General features: G+C 65.3%; 26 protein-coding genes. 11 read left to right on the plus strand and 15 right to left on the minus strand.

Annotated elements, in window-relative coordinates:
* Positions 1–5: 5 nt before the first annotated feature.
* The 4 genes from BCY78_RS09085 to BCY78_RS09100 form a co-directional block, all read right to left on the minus strand.
* On the minus strand, positions 6–707 hold the full coding sequence (locus BCY78_RS09085; protein ID WP_068300557.1) for a haloacid dehalogenase type II: 702 nt from the start codon (positions 705–707) through the stop codon (positions 6–8).
* Between the two features lie 114 nt (positions 708–821).
* Positions 822–1,205: a histidine triad nucleotide-binding protein gene (locus tag BCY78_RS09090; RefSeq protein WP_068300559.1), complete on the minus strand. Its 384-nt coding sequence runs from the start codon at positions 1,203–1,205 to the stop codon at positions 822–824.
* A gap of 63 nt (positions 1,206–1,268) precedes the next feature.
* Positions 1,269–2,714, minus strand: coding sequence for an aldehyde dehydrogenase family protein (locus tag BCY78_RS09095; RefSeq protein ID WP_068300562.1), 1,446 nt, complete (start codon positions 2,712–2,714; stop codon positions 1,269–1,271).
* Positions 2,715–2,799: 85 nt separating this feature from the next.
* Positions 2,800–3,393: a hypothetical protein gene (locus tag BCY78_RS09100; RefSeq protein ID WP_158515912.1), complete on the minus strand. Its 594-nt coding sequence runs from the start codon at positions 3,391–3,393 to the stop codon at positions 2,800–2,802.
* A 248-nt stretch (positions 3,394–3,641) separates the two neighbouring features.
* Between BCY78_RS09100 and BCY78_RS09105 the strand changes: the two genes are divergently transcribed.
* Positions 3,642–4,295, plus strand: coding sequence for a peroxiredoxin (locus tag BCY78_RS09105; protein ID WP_068300566.1), 654 nt, complete (start codon positions 3,642–3,644; stop codon positions 4,293–4,295).
* 140 nt (positions 4,296–4,435) lie between these two features.
* Positions 4,436–5,053, plus strand: a complete 618-nt coding sequence (locus tag BCY78_RS09110; RefSeq protein ID WP_068300568.1) for an outer membrane lipoprotein carrier protein LolA — start codon at positions 4,436–4,438, stop codon at positions 5,051–5,053.
* Here BCY78_RS09110 and BCY78_RS09115 read toward each other — a convergent pair whose 3' ends face one another.
* A complete protein-coding gene (locus tag BCY78_RS09115) occupies positions 5,054–5,638 on the minus strand; it encodes a lytic transglycosylase (RefSeq protein ID WP_068300718.1) in 585 nt (194 codons plus the stop codon). It lies immediately after the preceding gene.
* Positions 5,639–5,908: 270 nt separating this feature from the next.
* Here BCY78_RS09115 and hspQ point away from each other — a divergent pair, with 270 nt between their 5' ends.
* The gene (gene hspQ, locus BCY78_RS09120) at positions 5,909–6,235 is read left to right on the plus strand and encodes a heat shock protein HspQ (RefSeq protein ID WP_068300570.1); all 327 of its coding nucleotides are present in this window, start codon (positions 5,909–5,911) and stop codon (positions 6,233–6,235) included.
* Positions 6,236–6,677: 442 nt separating this feature from the next.
* On the opposite strand, the gene BCY78_RS09125 is transcribed toward hspQ, so the two are convergent.
* Positions 6,678–7,070: an ATP-binding protein gene (locus BCY78_RS09125; protein ID WP_068300572.1), complete on the minus strand. Its 393-nt coding sequence runs from the start codon at positions 7,068–7,070 to the stop codon at positions 6,678–6,680.
* 123 nt (positions 7,071–7,193) lie between these two features.
* Positions 7,194–7,529 carry an STAS domain-containing protein gene (locus BCY78_RS09130; RefSeq protein WP_068300574.1) on the minus strand — a complete coding sequence of 112 codons (336 nt, stop codon included), beginning with the start codon at positions 7,527–7,529 and terminating at the stop codon, positions 7,194–7,196.
* An 82-nt stretch (positions 7,530–7,611) separates the two neighbouring features.
* On the opposite strand from BCY78_RS09130, the gene BCY78_RS09135 reads away from it, so the two are divergent.
* On the plus strand, positions 7,612–8,808 hold the full coding sequence (locus BCY78_RS09135; RefSeq protein WP_068300576.1) for an acetyl-CoA C-acyltransferase: 1,197 nt from the start codon (positions 7,612–7,614) through the stop codon (positions 8,806–8,808).
* A 72-nt stretch (positions 8,809–8,880) separates the two neighbouring features.
* On the opposite strand, the gene BCY78_RS09140 is transcribed toward BCY78_RS09135, so the two are convergent.
* The 3 genes from BCY78_RS09140 to leuB form a co-directional block, all read right to left on the minus strand.
* Entirely contained in the window at positions 8,881–9,237 is a 357-nt protein-coding gene (locus tag BCY78_RS09140; RefSeq protein WP_068300578.1) for a hypothetical protein, read from the minus strand.
* Positions 9,238–9,552: 315 nt separating this feature from the next.
* Entirely contained in the window at positions 9,553–10,002 is a 450-nt protein-coding gene (locus tag BCY78_RS09145; RefSeq protein WP_068300580.1) for an SgcJ/EcaC family oxidoreductase, read from the minus strand.
* A 164-nt stretch (positions 10,003–10,166) separates the two neighbouring features.
* A complete protein-coding gene (gene leuB / locus BCY78_RS09150) occupies positions 10,167–11,273 on the minus strand; it encodes a 3-isopropylmalate dehydrogenase (protein WP_068300583.1) in 1,107 nt (368 codons plus the stop codon).
* A 143-nt stretch (positions 11,274–11,416) separates the two neighbouring features.
* Between leuB and BCY78_RS09155 the strand changes: the two genes are divergently transcribed.
* Positions 11,417–11,797: a hypothetical protein gene (locus tag BCY78_RS09155; protein ID WP_068300585.1), complete on the plus strand. Its 381-nt coding sequence runs from the start codon at positions 11,417–11,419 to the stop codon at positions 11,795–11,797.
* Here the strand turns inward: BCY78_RS09155 and BCY78_RS09160 are convergent.
* Entirely contained in the window at positions 11,781–12,689 is a 909-nt protein-coding gene (locus BCY78_RS09160) for a LysR family transcriptional regulator (protein WP_068300588.1), read from the minus strand. The genes BCY78_RS09155 and BCY78_RS09160 overlap by 17 nt on opposite strands.
* A 178-nt stretch (positions 12,690–12,867) precedes the next feature.
* Between BCY78_RS09160 and BCY78_RS09165 the strand changes: the two genes are divergently transcribed.
* Positions 12,868–13,770, plus strand: coding sequence for an NAD-dependent epimerase/dehydratase family protein (locus tag BCY78_RS09165; protein WP_233499375.1), 903 nt, complete (start codon positions 12,868–12,870; stop codon positions 13,768–13,770).
* 59 nt (positions 13,771–13,829) lie between these two features.
* A complete protein-coding gene (locus BCY78_RS09170) occupies positions 13,830–14,012 on the plus strand; it encodes a hypothetical protein (protein ID WP_139103124.1) in 183 nt (60 codons plus the stop codon).
* A 44-nt stretch (positions 14,013–14,056) separates the two neighbouring features.
* Here BCY78_RS09170 and zapE read toward each other — a convergent pair whose 3' ends face one another.
* Positions 14,057–15,154: a cell division protein ZapE gene (zapE, locus tag BCY78_RS09175; protein WP_068300592.1), complete on the minus strand. Its 1,098-nt coding sequence runs from the start codon at positions 15,152–15,154 to the stop codon at positions 14,057–14,059.
* 9 nt (positions 15,155–15,163) lie between these two features.
* Positions 15,164–16,027 (minus strand): LysR substrate-binding domain-containing protein, encoded by an 864-nt coding sequence (locus BCY78_RS09180; RefSeq protein WP_068300594.1) that lies wholly within the window; start codon positions 16,025–16,027, stop codon positions 15,164–15,166.
* Between the two features lie 100 nt (positions 16,028–16,127).
* Between BCY78_RS09180 and BCY78_RS09185 the strand changes: the two genes are divergently transcribed.
* The 4 genes from BCY78_RS09185 (at position 16,128) to BCY78_RS09200 (ending at position 19,589) form a co-directional block, all read left to right on the plus strand.
* The gene (locus BCY78_RS09185) at positions 16,128–16,913 is read left to right on the plus strand and encodes a 2OG-Fe(II) oxygenase (RefSeq protein ID WP_068300597.1); all 786 of its coding nucleotides are present in this window, start codon (positions 16,128–16,130) and stop codon (positions 16,911–16,913) included.
* A 72-nt stretch (positions 16,914–16,985) separates the two neighbouring features.
* Entirely contained in the window at positions 16,986–17,834 is an 849-nt protein-coding gene (gene sseA / locus BCY78_RS09190) for a 3-mercaptopyruvate sulfurtransferase (protein ID WP_068300599.1), read from the plus strand.
* A gap of 1 nt (position 17,835) precedes the next feature.
* Positions 17,836–18,402 carry an N-acetyltransferase gene (locus BCY78_RS09195; RefSeq protein WP_068300601.1) on the plus strand — a complete coding sequence of 189 codons (567 nt, stop codon included), beginning with the start codon at positions 17,836–17,838 and terminating at the stop codon, positions 18,400–18,402.
* An 8-nt stretch (positions 18,403–18,410) separates the two neighbouring features.
* Positions 18,411–19,589 carry an amino acid aminotransferase gene (locus BCY78_RS09200; RefSeq protein WP_068300603.1) on the plus strand — a complete coding sequence of 393 codons (1,179 nt, stop codon included), beginning with the start codon at positions 18,411–18,413 and terminating at the stop codon, positions 19,587–19,589.
* Between the two features lie 234 nt (positions 19,590–19,823).
* Here BCY78_RS09200 and BCY78_RS09205 read toward each other — a convergent pair whose 3' ends face one another.
* Together BCY78_RS09205 and BCY78_RS09210 are read right to left on the minus strand one after the other, a co-directional pair.
* Positions 19,824–20,459: a ChrR family anti-sigma-E factor gene (locus tag BCY78_RS09205; protein ID WP_068300605.1), complete on the minus strand. Its 636-nt coding sequence runs from the start codon at positions 20,457–20,459 to the stop codon at positions 19,824–19,826.
* Positions 20,460–20,469: 10 nt separating this feature from the next.
* The gene (locus BCY78_RS09210; protein WP_068300722.1) at positions 20,470–20,976 is read right to left on the minus strand and encodes a sigma-70 family RNA polymerase sigma factor; all 507 of its coding nucleotides are present in this window, start codon (positions 20,974–20,976) and stop codon (positions 20,470–20,472) included.
* Between the last annotated feature and the right edge of the window lie 303 nt (positions 20,977–21,279).

The raw sequence follows: 21,279 nt of genomic DNA on the forward strand, positions 1-21,279 counted from the left end.
CCATTTCACGGGTTAAGAGATGCCACCAACCCCGGCAGTGCCGACAGGTCGGGGAGCACATGATCGGGCTTGCCGAACAGCCGATCCATCGGCGCGCCGTCGCGGTTCACCCAAGCGGTGCGGAAGCCATAGGCCGCCCCGGCGCAGGCATCCCAACTGTTGGACGAGACGAACATCACCTCGCGTGCCTCCAGCCCCAGACCGGCCCCCACCAGATCATAGACCCGGCCATGCGGCTTGAAGATACCGACGCTTTCCACGGAATAGAGCCCCTCGAACACGCCTTTCAGCCCGGCCGAATTGACCGCGCCCTCCAGCATCCCCGGCGCACCGTTGGACAAGATCGCCAACCGCTGGCTCTGCGCCGCCAAGGCGCCCAACATCTCGGGCACCTCGGGAAAGGCCGCCAGTTCCCAGTACAGACCCAACAGCCGCTCGCGCAGCGACGCGTCGGACAGACCCGCCGCCTCCATCGCCCAATCGAGCCCGTCCTGCGTCACCTGCCAAAAATCGCAGTGATGCCCGGCCACGGCCCGTAGCCAGGAATACTCGAGCTGTTTCTTGCGCCAATCCGCCGCAATCTGCGGCCAGCGCGGCGCCCAGGTCTCGGCGCCCGGTTCGGACGCCGCGATCCGCGCCGCCGCGCCTACATCAAACAAGGTGCCGTAAGCGTCAAAGACGCAGGCCTTGATACGGGTTTCCGTCATGCTCTCCCCTCCCAAAGAGTAGCAAAGCCCGCCCCATCTTTACTCCGAAAATATCCCGGGGGGAGCCGAAGGCGGGGGGCAGAGCCCCCCTCCTGTTTTTTCTGGCGCGCAGGCTTATTCGGCCCGCTCGACCATGCGGCCCATCCCCCGGCCACCGAGGATATGCACATGCAGATGCGGCACTTCCTGCACCCCGTGCTCACCGGCATTCGAGATCGCCCGGTAACCCGCGCCGCCCTCACCGGGCTGCACGCCCAGCTGCTTGCAGACCGTGCCGATCGCCGTCAGGAAATCCGCCTTCTCGGCATCCGAGGCTTCCAGCCCGAAATGATCGAAGGTCACATAGGGGCCCTTCGGGATCACCAACACATGATGCGGGGCTTGCGGGCGGATGTCGTTGAAGGCCAGCGAATGCTCGGTCTCCAGCACCTTGTTGCAGGGGATCTCGCCGCGCAGGATCTTGGCGAAGATGTTGTTGGTATCGTAGGCGTAGGCCATGGCTTCTCTCTGAAAAGACAGGGGAAGCGGGGGCCGATCAGGCCCACCGCCATCAGGTTATGCTTACGCGTCCTCGGGCGACCAGCCCGAAACGGCCTTCACTTCGAGGAAGTCCTCGATGCCCCAGATGCCGCCCTCGCGACCCCGGCCCGAAGCCTTCATGCCGCCGAAGGGCGAACCGCGACCGCGCGATTTGCCGTTCATCTCGACCATGCCCGAGCGCAGGCGACGCGCCATACGGTTGCGCTTGGCGCCGTCCTCGGTCTGGACGTAGTTGGTCAGGCCGTAGATCGTGTCATTGGCGATCTTGAGGGCCTCTTCCTCGGTGTCGAAGGGGATGATCGACAACACCGGGCCGAAGATCTCCTCTCGGGCGATGGTCATGTCGTTGTTGACGTCGGCAAAGACCGTCGGACGGACATAGAAGCCACGGTTCAGCCCGTCCGGACGGCCCAGACCGCCCGCGACCAGCCGCGCACCCTCGTCGATGCCCTTCTGGATCAGGCCCTGAATCTTATCGAATTGCGCTTGGCTGACGACGGGGCCGATGTGGCGCCCTTCCTCATGGGCCGAACCGACCGAGGTCTTCTGGGCGGTCTGCGCAGCGATCTCGACGGCCTGGTCATAGATCGAGCGTTCGACCAGCATCCGCGTCGGCGCGTTGCAGGACTGGCCAGTGTTGTTGAAGCAATGACGCGCGCCCCGCACCACGGCCTTGTCGTCCGCATCGGCGAAAATGATGTTCGCGCCCTTACCACCCAGTTCCAGATGGATGTGCTTCAGCGTCTCGGCCGCGTTCTTCGAGATCGCGATGCCGGCGCGGGTCGAGCCCGTGAAGCTGACCATGTCGACATCCGGATGGCCCGACAGATCCGTGCCCACGCCCGGCCCGTCGCCGTTGACGAGGTTGAACACGCCCGCCGGCACGCCCGCCTCATCGAGGATCTCGGCGAACAGCATCGACGAGAGCGGCGCGATTTCCGAGGGCTTCAGCACCATCGTGCAACCGGCCAGCAGCGCCGGGATCACCTTCAGCGTGACCTGGTTCATCGGCCAGTTCCACGGCGTGATCAGCGCGCAGACGCCGACGGCTTCCTGAATGATCCGGTCCTCGGTCGCGCGCTCGGACAGCGGCTTTTCCCATTCGACCTGATCGAAGGCACGGATGAAGTTCTCGATATGCCAGGTGCCCGAGGTCGCCTGACTGGTCTTCGACATATCGATCGGCGCGCCCATCTCCAGGCTGATCGCTTCGCCCATCTCGTCGTTGCGGCGCTTGTAGACTTCAAGGATCTTCTTCACCAGCTCCAGCCGCTCGGCCGGCGCGGTGGCCATGAAGCCCGGCAGCGCGGCGCGGGCGGCGGCAACGGCGGCGTCGCTGTCGGCGGTGCCACCCAGCGAAATCACGGCGCTGACTTCCTCGGTCGAGGGGTCGATGACATCGAGGTCACGGCCGGCAATGGGGTCGACCCATTGGCCGTTGATATAGAATTTGCGTTTGTCCAGCATGGCGGTCTCCCGAATTTTGGCGCCAGACTGTCACCCCCTCCGGGTCAGGGCAAGGGGCGCTTCCCGCCCCGCGACGCCGCGTCGGTCAGAATTCCTGCCATAGGCCAAAGCGGACCTGCTCGACCTCGCCTGAGGGGGGAATGACCACCTCTCCCACCAGCGTGAAACGCCCCAGATCCACGCCAATCGCCGGTCTGAGGCGGGTGAGGCTGTTGAGCCGCGTCTCAAAATGGGTGAGGCCCAGCATGCCCAGCCACCGCCCGCGCCGCAGCCCGACCATCGAGCTGAGATCCAGCGCATATTCCATGCCCCACGGCGCCTGCGCGGCAAAGACCCGCCCGCCGGCCTGCGCCCATCCGTTCCCGCCCAGCGCCTCGAACCCGCGACCGACCTCGGCCCCGACGAAAGGTTGATACGGCGCCAGACTATAAGGGCGATAGCGCAGGCCGGCGCTGACACCCATCGCCATGCCCTCGGGCAGGATATCCGGATGCCAGCGCAGGAACCCCTCGTATTGATTGATGTAGGCCGTGACTTCGAAGCTTCCGCCGATCGTTAACTGCGGGTGCAGGCCAAATTCGACATAGGACTCGCTCCGCAGGAAAACCCCATCGGCTGAGAAACTGCTGGTCGAGGACATGAACACCGTGCCCAAATCGCGCGGCCATGGGCCGGCCATGGCAATGCGGGGGCCCAACAGGCACAACAACAGACAGGCGACTCGGAACACGGGATGATGGAACATCCTGTCATTGCGCGGGATCAGGGTTAACTATTGGTAAACGCCACTCTGAACGACAGAGGCCGCGTGGCCGGCCGCTTCCGCGACGCGTTGTCGCCGCTCTTGCCTTTTGTCGCCCAGAGGGCTTTTCTTCGCGCCGACGGCACCCTATCTGCCGATTACATATTCACAAACGGGAATAGACCATGGCTCTGCGCATCAACGATATCGCCCCGAACTTCACCGCCGAGTCGACCGACGGCTCGCTGACCTGGCACGATTATATCGGCGACGGCTACGCGATCCTGTTCAGCCACCCGAAGGACTTTACCCCGGTCTGCACCACCGAATTCTCGGCCGCGGCCAACCTGACCGAGGAATTCGCCAAGCGGAACTGCAAGCTGGCCGGCATCTCGATCGACGGTGTCGAAGAGCACAAGCAGTGGATGGACGACGTGAAGACCTATGGCGGCGCCGCCATGACCTTCCCGATCATCGCCGACAAGGGTCTCGAGGTCGCCAAGCTCTATGACATGCTGCCCGCCGAGGCCTATCTGCCCGACGGCCGCACCGCCAATGACACGGCGACCGTGCGCACCACCTTCATCATCGGCCCGGACAAGAAGATCCGCCTGATGCTGATCTACCCGATGTCGGTGGGCCGCAACTTCGACGAGATCCTGCGCTGCCTCGACGCGATCCGCCAGACGGATGGCCAGCCCTTCGCCACGCCCGCCAACTGGAAGCCGGGCGATGACATCATCGTCGCGCTCTCGGTCTCGACCGACGACGCGAAGGCCAAGTTCGGCGATGTCTCGGTTCCGCTGCCCTACATCCGCAAGATCAAGGCGCCGAACTGATCCGACAGTGCCTTCTGGCCGATGATTTCCGCCCGCTCCGGTCCGTCCGGGGCGGGCATTTCAATGCTGTCGCGTGTTTGTGTAGGCCTTGTGAGTGCAGGAGTGATGAAAGGCCGCAAGCGGCACGCTATCTAAGGGGCATGAAACGCCGCATGTTCCTTGCCTCCGCGGGCCTCGCCGCCCTTGCTGTCGCCACCCCCGCCTTGGCGGCGCCAATCTCGCTTGACGAGATCTCGCGCTATTTCAACAGCTTCCGCACCGCCCAATCGGATTTCACGCAGGTGAACCCGGATGGGTCCATCTCCACGGGCCGACTGATGATCCACCGCCCCGGTCGCGTGCGGTTCGAATACGACGCACCCGATCAGTCGCTGGTGCTGGCCTCCGCCGGCTCGGTGAACATCTTCGACGCGCGCTCGAACGCCGGGCCATCGACCTACCCGCTCAGCCGCACGCCGCTGAACCTGATCCTTGATGATACGGTGAACCTTGCCCGCGACCGCATGGTCGTCGAGCATTTCGAGGATGGTCCGACCACCGTCGTCGTCGCGCAGGACCCGTCGCATCCCGAATACGGCAACATCCGTCTGGTGTTCAGCGCGGGTCCGACCGAGCTGCGCCAATGGGTCGTCACCGACGACACCGGCCGTCAGACCACGGTGATTCTGGGATCGCTGCGGACCGGGGTGCAGCTGGGCTCGCTGTTGTTCAACCTCGACGCCGAGATGCAGCGCCGAGGTCTGGTCAGCAACCGCTGATCAACGGCGGCGGCACGCGCGCAGCTGCGCGTCGTACATCACGGCGCGCTCGCCCACGCGGTTGGCAACGGTGACCAGCCACGTCTGATTGCGATAGCTGCCGCGCGCGAAGCCGGCGTTCCCCTCATGATACGCAAGGTACAGGTTGCGCGCGTCCGACGGCTGGATACCGTTCAGGCGTCGCGCTTCCGAGGCATACCAACCGATGAAATCGCTGGCGTCACGGATGTCGTCGCGCTCGGCCCGGCGGTTGCGCGTCGCGGTCTGGTATTCTTCCCACGTCCCGTCCAGCGCCTGGCTGTAGCCATAGGCCGAGCTCTGCCGCCCCATGGGAATCACCCCCAGAGCATAGCGGTGCGGCGTGCGCGCGTCGCCGCGGAACCGGCTTTCGGCGTGGATGATGGCCATTTGCACCGGAACGGGGACGTTCCAGCGACGCTCGGTCGTGCGCATGGCCCGCAGATATTCGGGCCGCTCACCGGCAAGGGCACAGGCATCGTCAAGATTGCGGGGCGGGTCGTAGCTGCGTCCGCCGCAGGACGCCAGCGCGCCCAGAAGGGCGACCGCCGCCAGAAGGCGGGTCAAGCTGCTCATGGTACTGCCTCGAGTTTCTTCTCGTATTTCCTCTGTCATAGCGGATTTCTCGGGAATTTGAAATCACATCGGTGCCAGCCCGGGGACCGGCACGGCGGACAAGGGTTTCTCCACACGCGCCGGGCGAGTGGCGCCACATTCTCGCCGCAATTAAGACTTTGTTGGGACAACTTTCACAGACTGTTTCGAAGGTGAGCGGTCGCGCCATATGGACGTTAACCCAACACCTGCGATACAAAACCTCGAAACGAGGACCGTCTCATGCTGAAGACTCATGCGAAATTCAGTCTTGGCCAAGTGGTGAAGCACCGGAAGCATCCCTTCCGGGGCGTGGTTTTCGATGTCGACGCGATGTTCGCGAATACTCAGGAATGGTATGATGCCATCCCCGAGGAAAGCCGGCCCAAGAAGGATCAACCCTTCTATCACCTGCTGGCCGAGAACGAGAACAGCTACTACGTCGCCTATGTTTCCGAGCAGAACCTGATCGCCGATGACACCGGTGAGCCGGTTGATCACCCGGATCTGCCCGATCTGTTCGGCGACTTCGAGAACGGCCATTACCCACTGCAAGCCCAGCTGAACTGAGCCGGCTTCGGCACGGTTCGCCCTCCCTTTTGGATGGCATCGCGGGACATCGGCATTGTGGCTTTTGCCGTTATGTCCTGCCCGCTTTCTGCAGGCCCGCCGTCACGCCTATAACGATTGCAGTGGAGCGCAGTTCGCTTGACGCACTGACCTCAACTCTGAACGCGACGTGGTTGGTAAGACCCGCTGCAAGCGGCGAAGGCTTCCCAAAACAACTTGCCGATGACACGCCAAACGATCGGTTCGCATTCGGCAGCGTCGCCAACATGGGCTGCGAGGCCAGGACACGTCGGCGCTGCATTCCCGCCGAGCGCAGTTTTGCGCAGCAGCGAGTCATCTATCATCAATCGGGGGAGCCTTCTGGCCAGTCTGTCCGGAGCCCTGTCAAAGCGGCAACATCGGACAAGCATCGTCACCGATGCGGGTTTCCGGTGGTCGGCGATTAGTCCGTCCAGGGAATTTGCAGAGTGAGCCGGTTCTCGCCGCTCTCACGTGTGTAGCTCAGGTCGCTGGTGAGACAGCGGATGATGTGCCACCCAAAGCCACCTTCAGGCAGGGAATCAGGCGAAGCCTCAGGAAGATCTGGCGGCGGCACCATGCCCGCCGGCAAGGGCTTCCCCTGATCGGCGACCTCGCAGCTGAGGCCACCGGGAAGGATGCCCACGGTCAGCTCAACCGGACCTGTTCCCTCGGCATAGGCGTGCTCGACGACATTGTTGAGGACCTCGGCGAGGATCAGCTCGGCATTCGAGACCACGGTTTCGTCGATCCCCTCCTGCCCCAGCACCGCGACCAGCGCCTCAAGCGCATGCCGTGTCTCCAGGTCATCGGCCATGAAACGTCGGTGGAACTCTGCCTTATGCCCATGTTTTCGCCCAGCCGAACCAACCCCTGACGGGGCCGGATGCTCGGCTAAGGACGTGTCGCGGATCGACATATACACCATTCCTCCAGGGCGTTACCCGGCAGCCTTCAGCGCGCCGGGGGCTTGCTGATGGATGGTAAAGACAGAATCCATGCGGGTCAGGCGGAAGACCTTGGCCACCGGAGCGGTCAGGCCGGCCAGCTCCAGCCGACGCTCCGGCGCCAGCAGCTTCATCGCGGCGACCACGGCACCCAGACCGCTGCTGTCCAGGAACGTCACCTTGGACAGATCCAGGATCACCGGATTTCCGGCCGCCTCGGCCTCAGTCCGGACGGCTTCCTTGAATTCGATGGCCACGGCAGCGTCAATCCGACTGTCGTTGACAGTGATGACCAAGGCCGGGCCGGCTTGTGACGTGGTGATGTCCACTTCACCCTCCGCATTACGCTTGTTCAGAAGCCAAGCTAGGGTCTAAGTCTTTCCAAATGGTTCACAGCACCCGGAGGATGTCATGAGTGAGGAAGTCGTCATCATCGGCGCCGCCCGCACCCCGATGGGGGGCTTTCAAGGTGTCTTCACGGGTGTCACCGCCGCCGAACTGGGCGGCACTGCCATCGCCGCCGCGCTGGAAAGTGCCGGCACCCCGCCCGAACGGGTCGAGGAATTGCTGATGGGATGCGTCCTGCCTGCCGGTCAGGGTCAGGCCCCGGCGCGACAGGCGGGCTTCAAGGCCGGGCTGGGCGAGGATGTGCCGGCCACAACGCTGAACAAGATGTGCGGCTCGGGCATGAAGGCGGCGATGATCGCGCATGACCAGATCGCGCTGGGTCAGACCGGCGTGATGGTCGCGGGCGGCATGGAGAGCATGACCGAGGCTCCCTATCTGCTGCCGAAGATGCGCGCCGGCGCGCGGATCGGCCATGGGCAGGTGATCGACCACATGTTCCTCGACGGGCTGGAAGATGCCTATGACCGCGGTCCGGATGGGGGCGGTCGCCTGATGGGCACGTTTGCCGAGGATTGCGCCGAGCATTACCAGTTCACCCGTGAGGCGCAGGACGATTATGCCCTGACATCCTTGACCAATGCACTGTCGGCGCAGGCGGATGGCGCTTTTGACGGTGAGATCGCCTCGGTCACCTTGCACACCCGTCAGGGCGAGGTGACGATCAGCGCCGATGAACAGCCCGGCAATGCCCGGCCCGAGAAGATCCCCTTCCTCAAGCCCGCGTTCCGCAAGGATGGCACGGTGACGGCAGCCAACAGTTCGTCCATTTCGGACGGCGCGGCGGCGCTGGTTCTGGCCTCGCGCGCGGCGGCCGAGGAGATAGGCGCGCCGGTGCGGGCGGTCATCCGCGGCCACGCCAGCCATGCACAGGCGCCCGGATGGTTCACCACAGCGCCGGTGCCGGCGGCGAAAAAGCTGATGGAGCGGTTGGGCTGGAGCGTCGACGATGTGGATCTGTGGGAGGTCAACGAGGCCTTCGCGGTGGTCCCGATGGCCTTCATGCATGAGTTGGGATTGCCGCGCGACAAGGTCAACGTGAACGGCGGGGCCTGCGCGCTGGGTCACCCGATCGGGGCCTCGGGGGCGCGGATCATCGTCACCCTGCTGCATGCGCTGGAAAACCGGGGGCTGAAGCGCGGGATTGCCGCGATCTGCATCGGTGGGGGCGAGGGCACGGCGATCGCCATCGAACGCCCGTAAATATAGAGGCCGGAATGTATTTCGACGCGCGCCGGGGTGGCGCGCGTCGTGAGGGCATGGTCTGCGAGAGACTTAGCGGTCGTCGCGCCAGGCGTGGCCGAGTTGACGGTCTTGGACTTGGCCGGCACCAGCGAAGTTGCTGACGGTCAGCACGTCATTGGCGTCGACGCCCGAATCTTTCAGCTCTTGCGACGAATAGACGTCACCGGCGCGGACTTGCACCTGCTCGCGGGCTTCGAAGGAGATCAGGTCCGATTCCTGCAGGCCAGCCGTGGCCAGTTCGCGGGCCGAGTAGACGTTACCGGCGCGGACGGTGGTGGTTTCACCAGCGTTCAGCGTCGCATCACCGCGAAGGTCGGCGGCATTGGCAGCAACGGCGCTCAGAGCGGCGAAAGCGGCGACGACAGCGGTGGTAGCAAAGCGGTTCATTTCAGTTCTCTAGTCTTCTGTCTGTGTGTGTTGATGTGATCGTTCCCGGTCACGAGAGGGAGGTAAGTCTCCGATCGGCTGTCATCAATCGGTTACACATCTGCCCAAATTATCCGCTCAGTGTGCGAAAATGCGTAGTAAACAAACACGTGAGAACCCTTGAAAAGTGCGGGCGCACAGACGCTAAGTAACATTTGTAAAATAGATCCCAATATCCTGCGTTCGGGACCCCAAGACACCACAACGCCAGCCGCGCCTCGAAGGCAGGGCTGGCGTCAGGTCGACGGGTTACGGGGATTAGAAAAAGGACGGCGCTCAGCCGGCGATCTGCGACATGTCGGCCGAGATCAGCCAACCGTCCTCCCCTTGAACGTAGTAGATCAGCGAACGGCCACGGATGGTCTGCTCCTGCCCGTTCTGACGGACCGTCGCTTGCCAGACCATCAGGGTCGCCGCGCGGTCGGACCCACGCTCGGTCCGGGATTGCAGGATCTCCAGCGCGGCATAGCCCCCGGCAAAGTTGCGGGTCCAGGCCTGCATGATGGCCTCGCGGCCTTGCGACGTCGCCCCATTGGGCGAGAGCACGACAGCATCCGAGGCATAGAGGGCGGCCACGGCATTGGCATCCTGCGCGGCGACGGCTTGCACCATCAGCGCGGGCGCCTCACGCGGGTCGGCCACCTGCGCCGAGGCCGTGGAAATTCCGGCCCCCAACGCGATGAGAAGGGTGATGATCAGGAAAAGGAAAGGGCGGGAAACACGCATCACTGGACTCCGGTAAGAATGCTTCCATCCTACACGGAATTATCCACAGGGCACCCCCTGAACATGTGAATTGCTTTCCCAAAGGTTCACAAGCCCGGCAGCTGCCTGTGAAAAATGCGAAAGGCCCGGCAGAGGCCGGGCCTTTCGACAAGCTTTGAGCGGGATCAGAGGCTCGCGTCCAGCGCGGCGATGATCGCGTCGCCCATCTCGGTGGTCGAGACCGGGGTGCCGCCTTCCGGGCCCATCAGGTCGCCGGTGCGCACGCCGTCGGCGAGGACCTTCTCGACGGCCTTTTCCAGACGGTCGGCCTCGGCCAGCTCGTTGAACGAGTAGCGCAGCGCCATGGCGAAAGACAGGATGCAGGCGATCGGGTTGGCCTTGCCCTGACCTGCGATATCCGGGGCCGAGCCATGCACCGGCTCATACAGCGCCTTCGGACGGCCATTCTCCATCGGAGCGCCCAGCGAGGCCGAGGGCAGCATGCCGAGGCTACCGGTCAGCATGGCGGCGAGGTCCGAGAGCAGGTCGCCGAACAGGTTGTCGGTGACGATGACGTCGAACTGCTTGGGCCAGCGGGTCAGCTGCATGGCGCCGGCGTCGGCATACATGTGCGACAGCTCGACATCCGGATATTCGGCATCGTGGATCTCCTGCACGACCTGACGCCACAGGATGCCCGATTCCATGACGTTGGCCTTCTCCATCGAGCAGACCTTGTTGCCGCGCTTGCGGGCCAGTTCAAAAGCCGAACGGGCGACGCGGGCGATCTCGGATTCGGTGTAGCGCTGGGTGTTGATGCCGACGCGCTCGTTGCCTTCCTTGTGGATGCCGCGGGGCTCGCCGAAATACACGCCCGAGGTCAGCTCGCGCACGATCATGATGTCCAGACCGGCAACCACGTCCTTCTTCAGCGAGCTGAAATCGGCCAGCGCGTCGAAGCACTGGGCAGGGCGCAGGTTGGAATAAAGGTCCATTTCCTTGCGCAGACGCAGCAGGCCGCGCTCGGGCTTCACCGAGAAGTCGAGGTTGTCGTATTTCGGGCCGCCCACGGCACCGAGCAGCACGGCGTCGACTTCCTGCGCCTTCGCCATCGTGGCGTCGGTCAGCGGCGTACCATGCGCGTCATAGGCGCAGCCCCCCACGAGGTCCTCGCTCACGTCGAAGTTCAGACCGCGCTTGTCACCATACCAGGTGATGATCTTCTTCACTTCGCCCATGACTTCGGGGCCGATGCCGTCGCCGGCGAGGATCAGGATGGAAGGATTGGCCACGACGGACTCCCTTTGTGTCGGATGCGCAAGCGGCGTAGCCTGCCCTTGTCGCGTGGTCAAGTTTCGCGCCGGATTTCGTGTGATCCGAGGCGCCCGGCGCGTGGTATTCTGCGCGCGACGCCGCTTTGACCCGGGTTTCCGCCATGCGCCTGTTTCCGATCCTCGCCTTCCTTGCCACGCCTGTCTTCGCCGATGGCGGCGTGCAGGTGCCCTTGCCGACGATCCCGCCCCTCAGCGAGGGAGAGCAGGAGCATCTGCTCATGCAGCTCGTCGTTGCCAATGTCGTGTCCGAGAATTGCCCGGCCTATCAGGCGACGGATGCCGAATGGGCGCTGCTGACCGGCAGCGCGGATCTGGTGGCGGAAAGCCTCGGCCTCAGCGTCGAGGCCTATGACGCCCGCTTCTATCACCCGGCGTTTTCCATGCTGGACAAGGAAGACACCTGTTCGCGCGAAGGCCCGCAAGTGCGTCCCCTTATCGAGCGGCTGATTGCCTGGGGCGGCTCGCTCACCCCGATCGAGTAAGCTCCATCGCCGGGACCAGCGCCTCGGCCAGCAGGTCCCATACCCGGCGTACGCGCGGAGTGCGGCGCATGGCTTCGTGCGCAGTGAGCCAAACCGGCAGGGTCAGCAGGTCGGTACCGAAGTCGATCTCCTCGACCGTGGGGTCGCGCCGCGCGAGGCTTGCTTGCGCGAAACCGATGCCGCAGCCCGCGCGCACCAATTCCCAGCCGGTCGCCACGTCGTCGGTCCTCAGCGCGAACCAATCCCGTGTCGCAGGCAGGCCGAAACCCTTCATCCCGTCCAGAAGCTGCGTCTCGCGGTCCTGCCCGATCAGCACATGCCCGGCGACATCCTGCATCCCGCGCGGACGCCCCCGTTTGTCGAGGTAGCTCTTTGCCGCGAAGGCCCCGATCCGCGTATCGCCGAGGTAGCGCGTGACGAGGTCCTGTTGGGTGGGCCTGTACATGCGGATAGCGATATCGGCCTCGCGGTAGAGCAGGTTCGACGAGCGGTCCGACGGCACGATCTCCAGCGCGATATTCGGCTCGGCCTCGCGGATCTGCGCGGCGATCATCGGCAGGTGCCAGACCGAGACGGCGACCGAGGCGGTGATGCGCACGGTCCCCTCCAGCCTTTCCTCGCGCCCGGCAGCGAGCAGAGCCATCGCCCCCGCTGCCTCGCGCATGGCGCGGGCCGGGGTGAGCAGCGCCTCGCCGGTCTCGGTCAGCTCCAACCCGCGGGGTTGGCGGTGGAAGAGTTCGGCCCCGAGTTGCTGCTCGATGGTGCGGATCTGGCGGCCCAAGGTGGGCTGCGAGCGGCCCAGGGCGCGGGCGGCGGCGGACAGGCTTCCGGTTTCGGCCACCGAGAGGAAGGCCTGCACCAGCGACCAGTCGAGATTGGCGAGTGTGTCCATTCAGAGGGTCCTCGCGTGACAGAGGGCCGGCGCGCTGCGCGCTTGATTCCGGGCCAAGGGCGCGAGTGGTTGGGATCCGCCCCTTATCCATTCAAAAATGAATACACGACATACAAAGTCATGCAATTTCATTTGGAACACGTCAGGCGCAGATTGAGGTCAGCAAAGGAGACATCCCATGACCCAATCCGCCCTGACCCAGACTGCCCTGATCCTCGGCGCCCGTGGCAAGATCGGCCGCCATTTCACCCAAGCCTTCCGCGCTGCCGGCTGGCAGACGAAGCTCTACACCCGTGGCACCGACATGAACGCCGCCGCGATGGGCTGCGACGTGATCGTCAACGGGCTGAACCCGCCCAATTACCACGATTGGGACAACCTCCTGCCCGCCATCACCACGCAGGTGCTGGAGGCCGCGAAGGCCTCAGGCGCGATGCTGCTGCTGCCGGGCAATGTCTATGTCTACGGCACCCAGAAGGGCCCGTGGTCCGAGGAGACGCCGCACCGCCCCGTCGCCCGCAAGGGCCGCATCCGCGCCGAGATCGAGGCCCGATACAAGGCCGCCGCCGAGGAGGGCACACAGGTGCTGATCCTGCGCGCCGGGGATTTCATCGACCCCGACAGCAATGAGGACATGATGGGCCTCGCCCTGCTCCGTAGCCTCGATAAGGGCGTGGTGACGGCCTTGGGCGCCCCCGACGTGACCCGCGCCTATGCCTATCTGCCCGATATGGCCCGCGCCGGCGTCATGCTGGTCGAGAAACGCGCCACCCTGTCCGCCTTCAGCGACGTGCCGTTCGAGGGGCTGGCCTTCTCGACGACCGAGCTGAAATCCCGGCTCGAGGCCCTGACCGGCCGCAGCCTGAAGCTGACCCGCTTCCCGTGGTGGGCGATGAAGCTGGCCTCGCCCTTCTGGGAACTGGGCCGCGAGATGGCCGAGATGCGCTACCTCTTCGACACGCCGCACAGCCTCTCGGGCCGACGGATGGCCGAGCTGCTGCCGGAGTTCCAGCCGACCCCGATGGGCGAGGTTCTGCGCAGGGTGCTGGCGCGGCATCAGGGCTTCGCAGCTGCGGCGTGACTTGTGGGGTCGGCGGGATTACCCTGCCCGTCCGACCCCATCGAAGTCAGGAGGGAATGATGTCCAAGCATCCTCTGGATCACGACCGTGGCGAGTCCAAGGGCCGGATGGCGAAATTCACCGCCGCCGAGAAAGCCGAGATGCCCAGCAACGCCAGCAAGGACCTGCAGAAACGCGCCCGCACGCAGGGTGACGGCAAGCTGAAGGCCTATACCAAGATCGAGAAGACCGGCACCGCCTGAGGGCCGCCACCGAACGGGGCTTTGCGCAGAAGGCCGGGCGACGCCTAACCCGCGTCGCTGCCCCATTCGGCATCCTGCATCTCGCGCAGGCGGCTGGCCGTGCGCTCGAATTCGAAGGCGCCCGCGCCCTCGGAATACAGACGCTCGGGCTCATCCGCCGCGCTGGCGATCAGGCGCACCTTGCCCTCATAGAGCGCATCGACCAGCGTCACGAAACGCTTGGCCTCGTTGTAGTTCGACGCCGACAGCAGCGGGATATCCTCAAGGATCAGCACCCGCACCTTCTCGGCCAGCGCCAGATAATCCGCCGGCCCCAAGGGCTTGGCGCAGAGATCCCAGAACGTGGCCCGCGCCACCGCGTTGTGATGCGCGGGCAGCTCCACCTTGCGGCCCTGCACCTCGAACACCAGCGGCGTGCCGGTGGCATGGCCGGTCAGCTCGTCCCACAAGGTGTCGATCGCCGTGCGCGCCGTGGCCCCGGCGGGGGTGAAATAGACCTGCTGGCCGGTCAGCCGGTGCTGGCGGTAATCGGTCTCGCTCTCCATCTCGATCACCTCCATCTTCTGACGGATCAGCCCGATGAAGGGCACGAACAGCGCGCGGTTGAGGCCGTTCTTGTACAGATCCTCGGGCACCCGGTTCGAGGTGGTGACCACGACGACACCCGCTTCGAACAGGAACTGGAACAGCCGGCCCACGATCATCGCATCGGTGATGTCGGTGATCTGCATCTCGTCGAAGGCCAAGAGCCGCACCTGATCGGCAACGGCCTTGGCCACCGGGGCCAGCGCATCGTCAACGCCGGTCTTGCGGGCCTCGTGCATGCCGTGGTGGATCTCCTGCATGAAGGCATGGAAATGCACCCGGCGCTTTTGCGGAATGTCCACCGATTGCTCGAACAGGTCCATGATCATCGACTTGCCGCGCCCGACCCCGCCCCACAGATACAGACCTTTGTAGCCCTCGGGCGCCTTCTTGAAGAACCCGCCGAGGAGGCCCTTCTTCACCGGCTGCTCCAGAAAGACGCGGCGTTCCTCCAGCGCGGGCAGGAGGGCGCGTTGGGCGGCATCGGGGCGGATCTGCCCGGCGGCCACCTTGGCATCATAGAGTTCGGTCAGGGTCTGTCGGGCGTTCTGGGTCATGGGGGTGACTTAGCGCGCCGCACCCAGCAGCGCCAGCATCCGTTGCAGGGCAGGCTTGCGCGCCTTCGCATGGGGATGGATGGCGACGTAATCATGACCGAGGGGGAGCGTCTGGGGTGAGAGAGGGGTCAACCGCCCGGCCTCGACCATCGGCTCGGCCAAGGCGCGTTGGCCAAGCGCGACGCCAAGCCCCCGCTCTGCCATCTGCAACGCGAGGAAGCTGCCGCCGATCCGGTGGCCCGATCCGGGCGCGGGGGCGGGACGGTCGGGCGCATGGGCGGCGAACCATTGCGCCCAGGTCGGATGCGAGGCGAAACCGGGACCCCAGTCGGTGTGGATCAGCCGGTCATCGGGCAGATCGGGCCAATGCCGGGCCATCGTGGGCGCGGCCAGCGGCAGGACGGTATCGCGGAACAGCGGGCGCGAGACGAGGTCGGGATAGAGCCCGGTCCCATAGCTCAAGCGCAGGTCGATGCCGTCGCGGGCAAAGGCCACCGGGTCCGATTCCAATCGCAGATCGATGAGCGGGGCCTCGGCGCCCAGGCGCGACATCAGCCAACCCTCGGCCAAGGACGGCAGGCAGGAGACCACCAGCCGCCCCTGTACCCGGCCACCCTGCGCGCGCTCGGCCATCTGCGCGAGGTCGCTCAAGGCGGCGGCGGTCTCGGCATAGATCGCCTGGCCCGCATCGGTCAGCGTCACGCGGTTGTTGTGGCGGGTGAACAGGCGCCGGCCCAGATGCTCTTCCAGCTTGCGGACCTGCTGGCTGACGGCGGCGGGGGTCACCCCCATCTCGGCCGAGGCGGCGACATAGCCGCCATTGCGGGCGGCGCTTTCAAAGGCACGAAGGGCGTTCAGTGGCGGGAGTTTCATGGCGCCTGACTTAGTTCATCTATCCCACACTCACAATTTCTGCCGTTGAGCGCCAGTGGATTCCCGGCGATCCTGCGCTCAGACCAAGCGGAGTTTTCCCATGCGCGACATTCTCGACCTCGACCGTTACCCCCTCGACCGTCCCGGCAGCCCCGAATGGCAGGCGCTGGTGGACCGCTGCCGCGCCGATCTGGCCGAGGACGGGATGTTCAACCTCGAAGGCCTCGTGAAGCCCGAGGCCCTGACCCGCGCGATGGACGAGATCCTGCCTTTGATGCCGGAGTCGCATGCCCATGCCCGCGCGCATAATATCTACTTCAAACCCTCGGTCCCCGAATTGCCCGAGGATCACCCGGCGCTGAACAAGGTCGTGTCCTCGAACCGCACGCTCTGCGCCGACCAGATGCCGACCTCTGTGCCGGTCTGGATCTATGAATGGGCGCCTTTCCAAGTGTTCCTCGCCGCCGCGATGGAGCTTCCGGCGCTGTTCCCGATGCTGGACCCGCTGGCCCGCGTGAATGTCATGACATATTCGGAGGGCGAGCGCCTGAATTGGCATTTCGACCGCTCGGATTTCACCACGACGATCCTGCTGCAGGCCCCCGACAAGGGCGGCGAATTCCTGTATCACACCGATCTGCGCACCGACACGGACCCCAATTACGACGGCGTGGCGCAATTGCTGCGCGGTGAGGATCCGGACATGCAGGTGATGCATCTCAGCCCCGGCACCCTGAACGTCTTCAAGGGCCGCAACACCCCGCATGCCGTCACCCCGGTCGAAGGGCCGAAGAACCGCGTGGTCACCGTGTTCAGCTATTATCCGCGCCCCGGCGTGACCTTCACGCCCGAGGAACGCACCGGCTTCTACGGTCGCGCCGGCTGAAACCCGCTTCTGCCCTTGCTTCACCCGGCCTGCATTCGGTAACGAAGTCCGAGTGAAGCAAGGGAGAGCACGATGGCAGACGATCCGCGCACGCTGGTATCCACCGAGTGGCTGGCGGCCCATCTGAACGATCCCGATCTGCGGATCCTCGACGCCTCGTGGCACATGCCGGCCTCCGGGCGCGACGCCAAGGCCGAATACGCCGCGGAACATATCCCCGGCGCGCGTTTCTTCGATATCGATGAGATCAGCGACCAGCGCTCGGCCCTGCCGCATATGGCCCCCCCGCCCGAGAAATTCATCTCGCGCATGCGGGCGATGGGTGTGGGCGACGGGCATCAGGTCGTGGTCTATGACTCGACCGGCCTGTTCTCGGCGCCGCGCGTGTGGTGGACCTTCAAGCTGATGGGCAAGCAGGACATCGCCGTGCTGGATGGCGGCCTGCCCAAGTGGAAGGCCGAGGGACGCGCGATCGAGGACATGCCCCCCGTCGTGCGCGACCGTCACATCACCGTTCAGCGTCAGGCCAATCTGGTGAAGGACGTGAGCCAGGTCGCCTCGGCCTCGAAGCTGGGCGATTGGCAGATCGTCGACGCCCGCGGCGCCGCCCGTTTCAAGGGCGAGGTCGAGGAACCCCGCGCCGGGCTGCGTGCGGGCCATATCCCGGGCTCGAAGAACACGCCGTTCACCGAATTGCTGAATGCCGATGGCACGATGAAGGACGAAGCCGGTCTGCGCGCCGCTTTCGAAGCCTCGGGCGTGGATCTGGCAAAGCCGGTGATCACCACCTGTGGCTCGGGCGTGACGGCGGCAGTGCTGTCCTTGGCGCTGGAGATCCTCGGGCATCGCGATCATGCGCTGTACGATGGCTCGTGGTCGGAATGGGGCATGTATCCCGACCTCAAGGTCGAGAAGGGCTGACATGACGCTCTACAAAGCCGGCGAGAGCATCGACTACCGCATCACCTGGCTGGAGATGGACAAGCGCCCCGCCTATGGCTGGCCGCCGATGCCCGTCGGCCGGGATGCGATCCTGACCCATGCCGACAATCCGCCGTGGTGGTGGTTTCTGACCCTCTACGATGCCGTGGGCCGGGATTACGCCTGGACCGACAAGCACAAGATGCCGCGGGACGAGCTGGAAGCCTGGATCGGCCATGAGGACGTGTCGATCTTCACGCTGATGGGCAAGGGATGGCCGCAGGGCTTCTTCATGCTGGACGGCCGGGAGCCCGAGGAATGCGAGCTGGCCTATTTCGGGCTAGTGCCCGAGGCGGTCGGCAAGGGGCTGGGAACCTGGCTGCTGAAGACCGCGATCCTCACGGCCTGGGACCGGCCCGGCACCAAGAAGCTGGTCGTCAACACCTGCACGCTCGATCACCCGCGCGCGCTGGCGCAATACCAGCGCATGGGCTTCTCGCCCGTCCGCACCGAGATCCAGTCGCGCGTCCTGACGCAGGACTTCACCGCGCTGCAACCCCTGACCTGAGGCCTCTCATGTTCAAGACCCTGCCCGCCCCCGTCGCCGACCCGATCCTGAAGGTCATGACGATGTTCCGCGAGGATACCCGCGACGCGAAGGTCGACCTCGGCCTCGGTGTCTACAAGGACCCGCAGGGCAACACCCCGGTAATGCGCGCCGTCAAAGCGGCCGAGGCACGGTTGGTCGAACAGCAGGCCACCAAGAGCTACACCACCCTCTCGGGCGACCCGGCCTTCCGCGCGGCGATGGCCGGGCTGGTGCTGGGCGATGCCGTGCCGGCGTCGCGGATTGCCGGCAGTGCCTCGACCGGGGGCACGGCGGGGGTGCGGCTGGGGCTGGATCTGATCCATGCCGCCAATCCGAATGCCGCGATCTGGATCTCGCTGCCGACCTGGCCGAACCATTTCGCGCTGACCAAGGCTGCCGGCCTGAAGTACCGCACCTATCGCTACTACGATCCCGAAACCGGCGCCGTGGATCGCGAGGGGATGTGGGAAGACCTCTCGGCCGCCGAGCCGGGTGACGTGATCTTGCTGCACGGCTGCTGCCACAACCCGACCGGCGCCGATCTGAACGCCGAGGATTGGGCGAACGTCGCCGCCTTCTGCAAAGAGAAGGGCGTGATGCCCTTCATCGACACGGCCTATCAGGGCTTTGGCGACGGCCTTGACGCCGATGCCGCCGGCCTGCGCGCGCTGGCCGCGCAGATGGAGCGGATGATCGTCGTGTCGTCGGCGTCGAAGAACTTCGGCCTCTACCGCGAGCGCACCGGCTGCTGCCTGGTGATCTGCCCCGAGGAGGAACGCGCGCTGGTCCAAGGCACGCTGGAGCGGATCAACCGCGAGTCGATCAGCTTCCCGCCCGACCATGGCGCCCGCGTGGTGACCGAGATCCTCACCGATCCCGCCCTGCGCGCCGATTGGGAAGCCGAACTGACCGAGATGCGCGACCGCATGAACGGGTTGCGCCGCGACCTGGCCCGCGCGCTGCGCGATGCCTGCGGGTCGGACCGCTTCGGGTTCCTCGCCGATCAGCGGGGCATGTTCTCGCTGCTGGGGGGCTCGGAGGAGCAGATCACCCGGCTGCGTGAAGAGCATGGGGTCTACATCGTCGGCGGTGGTCGGCTGAACATGGCGGGCCTCACGCCAGAAACGATCCCGATGGTCGCCAAAGCGGTCGCCGCGGTGCTCTGAGCGCCGAGCGGGTGGGTAGCGTCGCTTGGGGGCGCTGCCCCCCGCCTTCGGCTCCCCCCGGGATATTTGTGGAGCAAAGATGCGCAATTTGACTTAAATTGTTCGCATCGCTTCGCCCCACCTTTTCACCTTGTCACAAATACTCAGGCGGCGCGGATCACCCCGCGCCGCCTATCCTCATGCACTCTGCCAAAAATTACGCTCTTCCGGAGCCACCCTGGCCCTTAGGGGTCGTCAGATCTTCAGGAACGGCTGAAGCAGCCGCGGGATCAGACTGTTGAACCGCAGCGGCGCGTCGGTGACCGCAAGGCAGATGCAGGGCTCGCCAGGCATCGCTGTTGGCGTGTGCTCCAGATCCTCATCCGCGGTTTCGACGTCACCACGAGCGAAATGGTCGGTCTCGTCATGGAACGCGCCTTGCAGCACCAGCGTCAACTCGGTGCCACGATGGCCGTGGTCGGGAACCGCCATGCCGCCGGGGATATAGAGCAGCCGCGCGCTGGCGGCGCTCGAGGTCTTCAGGATCGCCTGCCGCACGCCGCCGCCGACCGCACGCCAGCGCACGGCTTCGGCGTCGCCCCCGACATAATCGCGCAGGGGCGCCGGGAAGATCGCGGCAGGGGTTTCCACCACGACGGGCTCGGGCGCTTCGCCGAGGCGAGCGAGGGTCGCAGCCAAGGCGCCATCGGCCATCGGCACGGTCTCGCAGGCGTCCAGAACGGCCCCGCCGACGGCGTCCAAGGCACCCAGCCGGGCGCGGCATTCGTCGCAGAGCGAGACATGCGTGGCCACGAGGAGGTTGAAGGCCTCGGGCAGGGTGCCGGCGCTATAGCCGGTCAAAAGGTCGTCCGAGAGGTGATGACGGATCATCGGCTTGTCCTCAGGTCAGTTTCTGGCGCAGCTTTTCCAGCGCCAGACGGATGCGCGACTTGATCGTACCCAGCGGAAGGCCGGTGGCCGTGGCGATCTCGGAATGGCTGAGATCGCCGAAATAGGCCCGTTCGATCAGCACGCGCTGTTCATCGGGAAGCTCGGCCAGAGCCTGGCCAAGCCGTTCGGTATCCCGTTGCAACGCCAGCGCATCGAGCTGGTCAGGCTCGGGCTCGGGCCCCCAGGGGAGGTCCTCGGGCTCGGGCCGGCGATCCCGGCGCAGAACGTCGATCCGCCGGTTGCGGGCGATGGTGAAGATCCAGGTCGCGACCGAAGCGCGGGACGGGTCAAACTGCCCGGCCTTGCGCCAGACCGTCGCCATGACGTCCTGCGCGCAATCCTCGGCCAGCGCCGGCACCGTGCCCGACTTCATCAGGAACGCTTTCACCCGTGGCGCGTAATGCGCGAAGAGCTGGGCAAAGGCCTGTCGATCGGCCTGCTGCGCCACTCTGAGCATCAGCGCCGCATGGGTGGCGGCGTCGTCTTCCAGTCTCACCGTCGCGCGCTCCTCGGTGCGTGGCCGTTTGGCCGGTACGCGCCCGGGGGGCGGCACCGCAAGGGCCATTCTCTGCGTATCACCGACGGCTTGCAACATGGCCCTGTTACGCCGGTCCGGCGGGGCTGGATCACCATCGCGCGCAGAATTCTTCTGCCTCGCGGGAAACTCATGTGCCGTGGACCCGTAGTTTCAGCGCAGGCGGCAGGAATTTTCGCGGCCGGCTCATCCATTTCCCGCCCTCGCGCGTAGTCCTCACAAACC

Source organism: Pararhodobacter sp. CCB-MM2 (genome assembly GCF_001691415.1).
In the GTDB taxonomy this organism is placed as follows: Bacteria; Pseudomonadota; Alphaproteobacteria; order Rhodobacterales; family Rhodobacteraceae; genus Pararhodobacter.